Annotated in this window: 7 protein-coding genes; 4 read left to right on the forward strand and 3 right to left on the reverse strand. The window is 69.6% G+C overall.

Translation table 11 applies throughout. The features are described 5' to 3' along the window. Positions 1-20: 20 nt before the first annotated feature. The 3 genes from ACTWOL_RS07030 to metH form a co-directional block, all read right to left on the reverse strand. A complete protein-coding gene (locus ACTWOL_RS07030) occupies positions 21-1,619 on the reverse strand; it encodes an ABC transporter substrate-binding protein (RefSeq protein WP_474295442.1) in 1,599 nt (532 codons plus the stop codon). A gap of 472 nt (positions 1,620-2,091) precedes the next feature. Next, on the reverse strand, positions 2,092-2,823 hold the full coding sequence (locus ACTWOL_RS07035; RefSeq protein WP_474295444.1) for an HAD family hydrolase: 732 nt from the start codon (positions 2,821-2,823) through the stop codon (positions 2,092-2,094). A gap of 209 nt (positions 2,824-3,032) precedes the next feature. Continuing rightward, the gene (metH, locus tag ACTWOL_RS07040) at positions 3,033-6,590 is read right to left on the reverse strand and encodes a methionine synthase (protein ID WP_474295446.1); all 3,558 of its coding nucleotides are present in this window, start codon (positions 6,588-6,590) and stop codon (positions 3,033-3,035) included. Between the two features lie 256 nt (positions 6,591-6,846). Between metH and ACTWOL_RS07045 the strand changes: the two genes are divergently transcribed. The 4 genes from ACTWOL_RS07045 (at position 6,847) to ACTWOL_RS07060 (ending at position 12,177) form a co-directional block, all read left to right on the forward strand. Then, the gene (locus tag ACTWOL_RS07045; protein ID WP_474295448.1) at positions 6,847-7,611 is read left to right on the forward strand and encodes an IclR family transcriptional regulator; all 765 of its coding nucleotides are present in this window, start codon (positions 6,847-6,849) and stop codon (positions 7,609-7,611) included. A 583-nt stretch (positions 7,612-8,194) separates the two neighbouring features. Next, on the forward strand, positions 8,195-8,983 hold the full coding sequence (locus ACTWOL_RS07050) for an MIP/aquaporin family protein (protein ID WP_474295450.1): 789 nt from the start codon (positions 8,195-8,197) through the stop codon (positions 8,981-8,983). Between the two features lie 37 nt (positions 8,984-9,020). Continuing rightward, on the forward strand, positions 9,021-10,550 hold the full coding sequence (gene glpK, locus ACTWOL_RS07055) for a glycerol kinase GlpK (RefSeq protein WP_474295452.1): 1,530 nt from the start codon (positions 9,021-9,023) through the stop codon (positions 10,548-10,550). Between the two features lie 16 nt (positions 10,551-10,566). Then, the gene (locus ACTWOL_RS07060; RefSeq protein ID WP_474295454.1) at positions 10,567-12,177 is read left to right on the forward strand and encodes a glycerol-3-phosphate dehydrogenase/oxidase; all 1,611 of its coding nucleotides are present in this window, start codon (positions 10,567-10,569) and stop codon (positions 12,175-12,177) included. The last annotated feature ends 307 nt before the right edge of the window (positions 12,178-12,484 follow it).

Consider the following 12,484-nt stretch of genomic DNA (forward strand, 5'->3'; position numbering starts at 1 on the left):
TCGCGGCTCGATGGTGAAGATCAGGCGTCGTCGCGCGCGAGCTCCCACAGCTGGAGGTCGGACGAGGAGTTCAGCGTCCACTCGACGCCGGTGACTCCCGACCGTGCTGCGACGTACTGCTTGCCCTGCCACAACGGCAGCACGGGCACATCTGCGGCCACGATGTCCTGCAGCTTCGCGAAGGACGCGGACGCGGCGTTGCGGTCGGCCTCGCGGCGCGACGCGGGGATGAGTTCGCGGCGGGCCACGGTGCTCACATAGGGGGTGTTGAGGAAGTTGTCCTTGTCCAGGAACGGGGCGATGTAGTTGTCCGGGTCAGGGAAGTCGGGGAACCAGCCGAGGCCGTAGACCGCGTACTCACCGCGCTGCTGAGCGGTCCGGAACTTCGACCACTCGGCACCCTGGACGGTGATGTCGAAGAGCTTGGTGGCGTTGAGCTGGTCGCGCAGCGCCGCGAACTCCTTGGCCGTACCGGGGCCGTAGTGGTCGGTCGTGTAGTGCAGGGTGAGCTTGACCGGGGTGGCGATTCCGGCGTCGCGGAGGTAGCCGGCGGCCTTGCTGCGGCTCGGCTCGCCGTACATGTTGTAGAACGAGTTGACGTGGCCGACGACGGACGACGGGATCAGCGAGTAGAGCGGCTCGGCGGTCGCGCCGTAGACCTTGCTCGCGATCTGTCCGCGGTCGACGACGGCGGCCATGGCCCGGCGGACCGCCCTGTCCTTCACGGACGGGGCCTTGGTGTTGAAGCCGAGGTAGCGGATCTCCAGGCCGGGCATCTCGGTGAGCGAGACGTCGTCCTGGGGCGACTGGAGTTCGGCGATCTGCTCCGGCGCCAGGGTCCGGGCCATCATGTCGACGCCGCCGGATCGCAGAGCGCTCCCCATGCTCTCGGCGTCGGGGAAGGAGCGCAGCTCGACCTTGTCGTTGCGGAGCTTCAGATCGCCCTTGTAGTGGGGGTTCCTGGTGAAGACGGCGCTGACGAGCTTCTCGCCGTCGGTCTGGGCCGCGAGGGTGTACGGGCCGGATCCGCTGACGTCGAACCCCTCCCGCAGCTTGTGGCCGTCGTAGGCCTCACGGCTGACGATGCCGGCGACGGGCGTCGAGAGCTTGTAGGGGAAGGTCGCGTCCGGGGTGCCGAGGTGGAAGACGAGTTCCTTGTCGCCCTTGACGTCGATGGTGTCGATGTTGGCGAGCAGACCGGCTGCACCGCTGTCGGCCTTGATGGCCAGGACCCGCTCGATGGAGAACTTCACGTCCTCGGCGGTGACGGGCTTGCCGTCGGAGAACTGGAGATCGTCACGGAGTGTGCAGCGGTAGCTCTCGCTCGCGGTGTCCGTGAAGGCACACCTGGAGGCCGCCTCCGGCACTGGCGCACCGCCGCCGCGCGGGACGTGCATCAGCGTCTGGAGGGTCTGGCGGAGCACGTTCCAGGCTCCGGTGTCGTAGGCGTAGGCGGGGTCGAAGGGCGCCGGTGCGTCACTGCCGGCGACGAACTGGTCCGTGGTTCCCACGACAATGGCGTCCCCCTTGCTCGCTCCCCCGCTGACGTTTCCGCAGGCGGCGAGCAGGGAAGTGAGCAGGCCCACTACGGCCGGCAGCACCAGAGTCTTGCGGTTCATCCTGGACGTTCTCTCCCTCATCCCACACTGGGATACAGCGATTACGGGACACTCCGCCGCGGCCGCCCGGTCGGGGCGGGGGCGATCGGGCAGGGCACAGCACGATCAGGCCTGCGACACGGGCTTCGGGGTGTCGCCCTTGACACAGGCCGGTGTGCGGCGAAGTTCTCGCGTCGAGATTAGTCGGCGGTGTCACGAGCGCAGGACCGAACCGGAGTTGGGACGGCGTCGCCCGGTGAGCAGAAATGGCGCCGCATCGATATCCATGCAGCGGGATGATTAGGGCATTACGGATTCAAACTCGGACACAAGGGCACCACCCCGGCCGCCCGAACGGACCCTTGTCCGCATGGCCAACCCCCGAGGCACCGATCCCGCGTGACGAACGTCACGCCCTCGGGGGGTTACGGAAAATACACGGGTAGATGCCCAGAGTTTCCGCATCTTTTGAAGGCAACGGTGGGTGTACGCCTTAGTTCATTCGGGTGATCAGGGTACGCAGGAAGGACAGGTCGACCTCCTCGAGCGAGGTCACCACCACCCGGCCGTCGGCCGGTGCGATGGGCGCCACGGACGGAACCGCGACCACCCGGCAGCCGGCGGCCTCGGCCGCGGCGACACCCGTGGCGGTGTCCTCGATGACGGCGCATCTCGCCGGTTCGGCCCCCAGGCCGCGGGCGGCCAGGAGATAGGGGTCGGGGTGCGGCTTCGTACGCGAGACCTCGTCGCCCGCGACGGTGAGCGCGAAGCGGTCACGGCCCAGCGAGGCCAGCACCCGGTCGATGATGCGCCGGTGCGAGGCGGAGACCAGGGCGGTGGGGACGTTGTGCGCGGCGAGTTCGGCGAGTAGCCGCTCGGCGCCCGGCATCAGCGGCACTCCGAGGGAGATGCGGTCCTCGAAGCGTTCGTTGAGCAGCACGGTCAGCTCCGCGAGGGTGATGTCCGCGCCGGTCGCCTCGATGAGATAGCCCGCGCTGCGGGTCATGGGGCCGCCCACCACGATGTCCCGCCAGGCTGCGTCCAGCTCGTGGCCGAGGTCGGCGAAGACCTCCACCTCGGCGTCCCACCAGAAGCCCTCCGTGTCCACCAGAGTGCCGTCCATGTCGAGGAACACGGCTTGCAGGGCGGGGGCGGAGCCCCGGACGAGCCCGGGGACGGAGCCCTCACCCGTGCGCGTCGAGGACGCGGGGACCGTGCTGGTCATCGGCACACCTCCGAGAGGGACGAGAAGGCCGGCCGCCTTCCCGGTGAGGGAGGGCGACCGGCCTGCACTGGACCGACCAGTGTACGTCGTGAGTGACCGGTGTGCGCGGCCGAAACTCACGGGGCGCACCCGGAATCCCCGCCATGACCGAGCGTGCCCGGACGCACCCGCAGGGTCAGCCCGTCCCGGCGGGCATGACGGCGGGCGTCTCAGCGGGCGTTGAAGTACTTCGCCTCGGGGTGGTGGATCACGATCGCGTCGGTCGACTGCTCCGGATGGAGCTGGAACTCCTCGGAGAGCTTCACCCCGATCCGCTCGGGCTCGAGCAGGTCGGCGATCTTCGCCCGGTCCTCGAGGTCGGGGCAGGCCCCGTAGCCGAGGGAGAAACGTGCTCCGCGGTACCTGAGCGCGAACATGTCCTCGATGTCCGCCGGGTCCTCACCGCCGAAGCCGAGCTCGCCGCGGACCCGGGCGTGCCAGTACTCCGCCAGCGCCTCGGCCAACTGGACGGACAGCCCGTGCAGTTCGAGGTAGTCGCGGTAGGAGTCGGAGGCGAAGAGCTTCGACGTGGCCTCACCGATCCGGGAGCCCACGGTGACGACCTGGAGGCCGACCACGTCGGTCTCGCCGGAGTCCTCCGGCCGGAAGAAGTCGGCCAGACACAGCCGCCTTCCGCGCCGCTGCCGCGGGAAGGTGAAGCGGGTGCGCTCGGAGCCGTCCTCGCCCAGGATGATCAGGTCGTCGCCCTTGGACACACAGGGGAAGTAGCCGTAGACCACGGCCGCTTCCAGCATGTTCTGGGTGTGCAGCTGGTCGAGCCAGCCGCGCAGCCTCGGGCGCCCCTCGGTCTCGACGAGCTCCTCGTAGCCCGGGCCGCCGCCCGTGCGGGCCTGCTTGAGCCCCCACTGGCCCTTGAACAGCGCGCCCTCGTCGAGCCAGGAGGCGTACTCCTTGAGCTGGATGCCCTTGATCACCCGGGTGCCCCAGAACGGCGGCTCGGGGACGCGGTTGTCGGTCGCCACGTCGGAGCGCACGGAACCCTCGGGGCCCTCGTGGACGGCGTCCTCGGCCACCGCGGACGCGGTGGCCCGCACCCGGCGCTGCCTGAGCTCGGGCAGTGCGGCGCCCGGGACGCCCCGCTTGACCGCGACCAGGGCGTCCATCAGCCGCAGGCCCTCGAAGGCGTCGCGGGCATAGCGCACCTCGCCCTCGTAGATCTCGTGGAGGTCCTGCTCCACATAGGCCCGGGTGAGGGCGGCGCCACCGAGGATCACCGGGTACTCGGCCGCCAGCTTGCGCTGGTTCAGCTCCTCCAGGTTCTCCTTCATGATCACGGTGGACTTCACCAGGAGTCCGGACATGCCGATGACGTCGGCCTTGTGCTCCTCGGCGGCCTCCAGGATCGCGGAGACGGGCTGCTTGATGCCGAGGTTGACGACGTTGTAGCCGTTGTTGGACAGGATGATGTCCACGAGGTTCTTGCCGATGTCGTGCACGTCGCCGCGGACGGTGGCCAGCACGATGGTGCCCTTGCCCTGCGCGTCCGACTTCTCCATGTGCGGCTCGAGATACGCCACCGCGGCCTTCATCACCTCGGCCGACTGGAGCACGAACGGCAGCTGCATCTGGCCGGAGCCGAAGAGTTCGCCGACCACCTTCATGCCGTCCAGCAGGGTCTCGTTGACGATCTCGAGGGCGGGCCGCTCCGCCAGTGCCGCTTCCAGGTCGGCTTCGAGACCATTGCGCTCGCCGTCGATGATGCGCCGCTTGAGCCGCTCCTCCAGCGGAAGCGCGGCCAGCTCCTCGGCCTTGCCCGCCTTCAGCGACTTGGCGGTGGCCCCCTCGAACAGCTCCATCAGCTTCTGGAGCGGGTCGTAGCCCTCGGCCCGCCGGTCGTGGATCAGGTCGAGGGCGGTGCCGACCTGTTCCTCGTCGAACCGGGCGATGGGCAGGATCTTCGAGGCGTGCACGATCGCGGAGTCCAGTCCGGCCTTGACGCACTCGTCGAGGAACACGGAGTTCAGCAGGATCCGGGCGGCAGGGTTCAGACCGAAGGAGATGTTGGACAAGCCCAGGGTGGTCTGGACGTCCGGGTGGCGCCGCTTGAGTTCGCGGATCGCCTCGATGGTGGCGATGCCGTCCTTGCGGGACTCCTCCTGGCCGGTGCAGATGGTGAAGGTCAGTGTGTCGACGAGGATGTCCGACTCCTGGATGCCCCAGTTGGCGGTGAGGTCCGTGATGAGCCGCTCGGCGATCTCCACCTTCTTCTCGGCGGTGCGGGCCTGGCCCACCTCGTCGATGGTGAGCGCGATGAGGGCCGCGCCGTGTTCCTGCGCCAGCCGGGTGACCTTCGCGAAGCGCGACTCGGGTCCGTCGCCGTCCTCGTAGTTGACGGAGTTGATGACGGCGCGCCCACCGATCTTCTCCAGGCCGGCACGGAGGACGTCGACCTCGGTGGAGTCGAGGACGATCGGGAGGGTGGACGCGGTGGCGAAGCGGCCGGCCAGTTCCTCCATGTCGGCGACGCCGTCACGGCCGACGTAGTCGACGCACAGGTCGAGCATGTGGGCGCCTTCGCGGATCTGGTCGCGGGCCATCTCCACACAGTCGTCCCAGCGGCCGTCCAGCATGGCCTCGCGGAACTTCTTGGAACCGTTGGCGTTCGTCCGCTCGCCGATGGCGAGGTACGAGGTGTCCTGGCGGAACGGCACGGTCTGGTAGAGGGAGGCGGCGCCGGGCTCCGGGCGGGGCTCGCGCGGCGCCGGGGCGAGGTCGCGCACCCGCTCGACGACCTGGCGCAGATGCTCGGGGGTCGTGCCGCAGCAGCCGCCGACCAGGGACAGTCCGTACTCGCCGACGAAGGTCTCCTGGGCGTCGGCGAGCTCGGCCGCGGTCAGGGGATAGTGGGCGCCGTCCTTGCCGAGTACGGGCAGACCGGCGTTCGGCATACAGGACAGCGGGACGCGCGAGTGGCGGGCGAGATAGCGCAGGTGCTCGCTCATCTCGGCCGGACCGGTGGCGCAGTTCAGCCCGATCATGTCGATACCGAGGGGCTCCAGCGCCGTCAGGGCGGCTCCGATCTCGGAGCCGAGCAGCATCGTGCCCGTGGTCTCGACGGTGACCGAGCAGATCAGCGGGAGGCTGATCCCGGCGGTCTCCAGGGCGCGGCGGGCGCCGAGGATGGCGGCCTTGGTCTGGAGGAGGTCCTGGGTGGTCTCGACGAGCAGCGCGTCGGCGCCGCCGGCGATCATGCCCTCGGCGTTCTGCTGGTAGGCGTCGCGCAGGGTGGTGTACGAGGCGTGGCCGAGCGTCGGCAGCTTGGTGCCGGGGCCCATCGAGCCGAGCACCCAGCGCTGCTGCCCGGTGGCCGCCGTGTACTCGTCGGCCACCTCCCTGGCGATGCGGGCACCGGCCTCGGACAGCTCGTAGACCCGCTCGGAGATCTCGTACTCCCCCAGCGCGGCGTAGTTGGTACCGAAGGTGTTGGTCTCGACGCAGTCGACCCCGACGTCGAAGTAGGCGGCGTGCACCGAGCGGACGATGTCCGGGCGGGTGACGTTCAGGATCTCGTTGCAGCCCTCGAGGTCCTGGAAGTCCTCGAGCGTGGGGTCCTGCGCCTGGAGCATGGTGCCCATCGCCCCGTCGGCCACCACCACCCGGGTGGCGAGAGCCTTGCGGAGGGCGTCTGCCCTGGTCCGGTGGGCAGCCGAGGCTCCCCCACGGGGGGACGTCGGGCTGTCGGCGGAAAGGGTCGGCAACGAGGCCATGGATTGCTCCCTGGGATGCGACGGCTGTCGGCTTTGCGGCTCCTCGGGGGAGGCACACCCGGCCAGCCTAGCCGGGAGTGACCTTTCGCGGAGTTCCGTCCCAGCCGTTGGACGGCACGTCCTCCCAGGCGACCGGGTGACGACCCCGTGATGTCCGGAACCACTCGGTCTTGACAGACTGTCCTCGCGGTAACGCCGATTCGGCATCGACCGATAGTGTTCAGCATTGTCGAACCATGGGGAGAAAGGCCGGGCGATGGCGAAGAACATCCAGTCGCTTGAACGGGCGGCGGCCATGCTGCGACTGCTCGCGGGCGGGGAGCGCCGGCTCGGACTGTCCGACATCGCCTCGTCCCTCGGTCTGGCCAAGGGCACCGCGCACGGCATCCTCCGCACGCTGCAGGCGGAGGGCTTCGTCGAACAGGACGACGCGTCCGGCCGCTACCAGCTGGGGGCGGAACTGCTGAGGCTCGGCAACAGCTATCTGGATGTGCACGAACTGCGGGCCCGGGCGCTGGTCTGGACGGACGACCTGGCCCGTTCCAGCGGCGAGAGCGTCCATCTGGGGGTGCTGCACCAGCACGGCGTGCTCATCGTCCACCACGTCTTCCGGCCCGACGACAGCCGGCAGGTGCTGGAGGTCGGCGCGATGCAGCCCCTGCACTCCACGGCCCTGGGCAAGGTACTGGTCGCGTTCGACCCCGTGGCGCACAGCGAGGCGCTGGAGGTCGACCGCATGGCGTTCACGCCGCGGACGGTGACGGAGCTGCGGGAGTTCGAGGGCCTGCTGGAGCTGACGCGGGCGCGGGGCTGGGCCGCCGACGTGGAGGAGACCTGGGAGGGCGTCGCCGCGGTGGCCGCGCCCATCCACGACCGGCGCAGGATGCCGGTCGGCGCGGTGGCCATCACGGGCGCCGTGGAGCGGGTGTGCAACGGGGCCGAGCTGCGCTCCGAGCTGGTCGCCGCGGTACGTGACTGCGCGCGCGCCGTCTCCCGCGACCTGGGCGCCGGACGGTTCTGACCGGGGCAACGAGGCCAACCGGCACCGGCACAAGCGCGGGACAAGGGGGGCAGTCCGGGCGCATGCCCTGCGCCCGGACTGGACCTGGCGGCGCCTGGTCAGGCCCTTGCCGTGACGACTGGGCCGCCGGGCGTCGACGCGTGGCCGGTGGCCGGCCAATGGCGCGTACGGGCGACCCGGGGTGCGACGGCGGCATGCGAGCGGCCGCCGGACCGCGGCGCCTGACGGCAGCCCGGTGCAGCGCATGGCCGAAATGCATCGGGTGCCGGGATCGGACGAGATCGCGCCCGAACGGCCCCGCCCACCGCCACCTGGGCCGCCACGAAGGCGTACACCAGGCGCTTCTGATCGTTCGGGCGCATCATCGATAACGATCGGGTTTTCGGCCACACAACCCTTGACGTCCCGTTCACCGCGAAGCAAAACTGCCGTTCATCGGTCGGCATTGTCGAACACCTACCGGCAATACACGCTAAGGTGTGGCAACGCCAAGGGCCGGTAATCGCTCTCATCCCCGAGGGCGCGAACCGCGGAGGGACCCGTCGGTTCGCCTTGCCCTGGACGAAGGACAAAGGAGTCGCGGGTGTCCAGCTCCGACATCTTCATCGGCGAGATCATCGGTACCGCCGTTCTCATCCTGCTCGGCGCCGGCGTTGTCGCCGCCGTCGTACTCAAGCGCTCCAAGGCGCAAAACGCCGGCTGGGTCGCCATCACCTTCGGGTGGGGCTTCGCAGTCCTTACCGCGGTCTACATCTCGGCTCCGCTGTCCGCCGCGCATCTCAACCCGGCGGTCACCCTGGGCATCGCGATCACGAGCGGTGACTGGAGCCAGGTCTGGGTCTACTGGGCTGGCCAGCTCGTCGGTGCCATGCTCGGTGCTTTCGTGGCCTGGCTCGCGTACTACGGCCAGTTCAAGGCCCATCTGACGGACCCCGAGATCATCAAGTCGCCGCCGCACGAGGAGGGCCTGGTCACCGAGGAGGCCGCCCCGAAGGCCGGCCCCGTGCTCGGTATCTTCTCCACCGGCCCGGAGATCCGTGTCGCCTGGCAGAACCTCGTCACCGAGATCATCGGCACCATGGTGCTGGTGCTCGCCGTCCTCACCCAGGGCCTAAACAACGACGGTAAGGGCCTCAACGTCGTCGGCGGTCTGATGGTCGCCCTGGTGGTCGTCGGTATCGGTCTGTCCCTCGGTGGACCGACCGGTTACGCCATCAACCCCGCCCGCGACCTGGGTCCGCGCATCGTCCACGCACTGCTGCCCCTGCCGAACAAGGGTGGCTCCGACTGGGGGTACGCCTGGATCCCCGTCGTCGGTCCGCTGATCGGTTCGGCCATCGCCGCGGGTATCTACAACATCGCATTCGCGTGAGCCCTACGTCCTTCCCTCAGATTTCCAGGAGTAGACCGTGACCGACGCACACACCGCCGGCCCGTTCATCGCGGCCATCGACCAGGGCACCACCTCCTCCCGCTGCATCGTCTTCGACAAGGACGGCCGGATCGTCTCGGTCGACCAGAAGGAGCACGAGCAGATCTTCCCGAAGCCGGGCTGGGTCGAGCACAACGCCGCAGAGATCTGGACCAACGTCCAGGAGGTCGTCGCCGGCGCGATCGAGAAGGGCGGCATCTCCGCCGCCGACGTGAAGGCCATCGGCATCACCAACCAGCGTGAGACCACGCTGCTGTGGGACAAGAACACGGGCGAGCCCGTCCACAACGCCCTCGTCTGGCAGGACACCCGCACCGACGCGCTCTGCAGGGAGCTCGGCCGCAATGTCGGTCAGGACCGTTTCCGCCGTGAGACCGGTCTTCCGCTGGCGAGCTACTTCTCCGGCCCCAAGGTCCGCTGGCTGCTGGACAACGTTCCCGGCCTGCGCGAGCGCGCCGAGCGCGGCGAGATCCTCTTCGGGACCATGGACTCCTGGGTCATCTGGAACCTCACCGGCGGTGTCGACGGCGGTCACCACGTCACCGACGTCACCAACGCCTCGCGCACCATGCTGATGAACCTCCACACCATGGAGTGGGACGAGAAGATCGCCCAGTCCATGGAGGTCCCCATGGAGGTGCTGCCGGAGATCCGCTCGTCCGCCGAGGTGTACGGCCATGTCAAGGGCGGCGTACTGGACGGCGTTCCGGTCGCCTCGGCGCTCGGCGACCAGCAGGCGGCCCTCTTCGGCCAGACCTGTTTCGCCGAGGGTGAGGCGAAGTCCACCTACGGCACCGGCACCTTCCTGCTGATGAACACCGGCAGCAAGATCATCAACTCCTACTCCGGCCTGATCACCACCGTCGGCTACAAGATCGGCGACCAGGCGCCGGTGTACTCGCTCGAGGGCTCCATCGCCGTCACCGGGTCGCTCGTGCAGTGGATGCGTGACCAGATGGGTCTGATCAATTCCGCGGCCGAGATCGAGACGCTCGCGTCCTCGGTCGAGGACAACGGCGGCGCCTACTTCGTGCCGGCGTTCTCCGGACTCTTCGCCCCGTACTGGCGCTCCGACGCCCGCGGTGTGATCGCCGGCCTTACCCGTTACGTCACCAAGGCGCACATCGCGCGCGCCGTTCTCGAGGCCACCGCCTGGCAGACCCGCGAGATCACCGACGCCATGACCAAGGACTCCGGTGTCGAACTGACCTCGCTCAAGGTCGACGGCGGAATGACCTCCAACAACCTGCTGATGCAGACGCTCGCGGACTTCCTCGACGCACCGGTGGTGCGCCCGATGGTGGCCGAGACGACCTGCCTCGGCGCGGCCTACGCCGCCGGCCTGGCCGTCGGCTTCTGGCCGAACACCGACGCCCTGCGCGCCAACTGGCGCCGGGCCGCCGAGTGGACCCCCCACATGGACCCTGCGAAGCGCGACAGGGAGTACAAGGACTGGCTCAAGGCCGTGCAGCGGACCATGGGCTGGCTCGAGCACGACGAGAGCTGACGAGGAGCTATCGATCATGACCACCCTGCAGAGCGTCCCTGCCGTGGGGACGCGCCCGGCCTCCGGTTCCCTGCCGAGCCGCGCCGAGACCCGGGAGCAGCTTGCCAAGGCGACGTACGACCTCCTGGTGATCGGCGGGGGCATCCTGGGCATCTCCACTGCCTGGCATGCCGCGCAGGCCGGACTGCGGGTGGCCCTGGTGGACGCCGGCGACTTCGCCGGCGCCACCTCCTCCGCCTCCTCCAAGCTGCTCCACGGCGGTCTGCGCTATCTGCAGACCGGCGCGGTCAAGCTGGTGGCGGAGAACCACTTCGAGCGCCGTGCGGTCTCGCGCCAGGTGGCCCCCCACCTGGCCAACCCGCTGACCTTCTATCTGCCGGTCTACAAGGGCGGACCGCACGGCGCTGCCAAGCTCGGCGCGGGGGTGTTCGCCTACTCGGCGCTCTCCGCGTTCGGTGACGGCGTCGGACACGTCATATCCCCGTCCAAGGCGCAGCGGGACGTTCCGGAGCTGCGCACGGAGAACCTCAGGGCCGTCGCCGTGTACGGCGACGACCAGATGAACGACTCCCGTATGGCGCTGATGACGGTCCGCGCGGCCGTCCAGGCGGGCGCGGCCGTCCTCAACCACGCCGAGGTCACGGGACTGCGCTTCACCAGAGGCCGGGTCACGGGCGCCGAGCTCAGGGACCGTACGGACGGCACCGAGTTCGGCGTCGACGCCCGGCTGGTGCTCAACGCCACCGGCCCCTGGGTGGACCACCTGCGGAAGATGGAGGACCCGAACGCGGCTCCCTCCATCCGCCTCTCCAAGGGCGCCCATCTGGTGCTGAAGCGCACCTCGCCGTGGAAGGCCGCCCTCGCGACCCCGATCGACAAGTACCGCATCACCTTCGCCCTCCCGTGGGAGGACATGCTGCTGCTCGGTACGACCGACGAGGAGTACGAGGGCGATCCGGCGGACGTCTCGGTCAACGAGAAAGACATCACGCAGATCCTGGACGAGGCCGCGTTCTCGATCCGCGACCAGCAGCTGTCACGCGATCTGATCACCTATTCCTTCGCCGGCCTGCGGGTGCTGCCGGGCGGCCCCGGCGACACCTCGAAGGCCAAGCGGGAGACGGTGGTCACGGAGGGTCGCGGGGGGATGCTGTCGGTCGCCGGCGGCAAGTGGACGACTTTCCGCCACATCGGCCGCACGGTGATACACAAGCTGGCGACCCTGCCGGGCCGGCCGCTCGCCGACGACATGGAGCCGGTCGCGCAGCTGCCGAAGAAGCTCCCGCTGCCGGGCATCGCCAATCCGCGCGCGGTGGCGCACCGGCTGCTGGTGGACGGCCCGGCACCCGGCCCCCGCATGGCCGCCGACACCGCCCGGCACCTGGCCACGCACTACGGCTCGCTGTCGTTCGAGATCGCACGGCTGGCGAACGACAACCCGGAGCTGGGTGAGCGGATCCACCCCGACGCCCCGGAGATCTGGGCGCAGGTCGTCTATGCGCGCGACCACGAGTGGGCCGAGACGGCGGACGACGTGCTGCGCCGCCGCACGACCCTGACGATCCGCGGGCTGGCGACGGACGACGTCCGCGCCGGGGTCGAGAGCCTGCTCCAGAACAGGGACTGATCCAGAACAGGGACTGAGCAGCGCGGTGCGATGTCCCCCGGCGGGGGGCGGTTCCTTCGGGAGCCGCCCCCCGCCGCTTTGGCGCCCGGGGAAGCGGCAACTGCGGCCGCGGAGGCGGCCAAGGGGATCGCCACGGCCGAACTCGGCCCGTTTGTCCGTCCGTTCGGAGCCGATGCCGACCGCCGGTCAGCGGGCACCCGTCGCCGATGCCCAATCGGGCCGCGCGTCCCGGCCGGCGCCGGGTGGTGCGCCTCGCCCCCCGCCCCGCACACCCGCCCCACCCCGGGAAAAGCCCCTGGCCGGAAAC

The organism is Micromonospora sp. IBHARD003 (assembly GCF_056106285.1).

Coding starts and splice junctions, on each gene's coding strand:
- ACTWOL_RS07045 (WP_474295448.1), top strand. CDS start 6,847: ATGGCGAAGAACATCCAGTCGCTTGAACGGGCGGCGGCCATGCTGCGA.
- ACTWOL_RS07035 (WP_474295444.1), bottom strand. CDS start 2,823: ATGACCAGCACGGTCCCCGCGTCCTCGACGCGCACGGGTGAGGGCTCC.
- metH (WP_474295446.1), bottom strand. CDS start 6,590: ATGGCCTCGTTGCCGACCCTTTCCGCCGACAGCCCGACGTCCCCCCGT.
- ACTWOL_RS07060 (WP_474295454.1), top strand. CDS start 10,567: ATGACCACCCTGCAGAGCGTCCCTGCCGTGGGGACGCGCCCGGCCTCC.
- ACTWOL_RS07030 (WP_474295442.1), bottom strand. CDS start 1,619: ATGAACCGCAAGACTCTGGTGCTGCCGGCCGTAGTGGGCCTGCTCACT.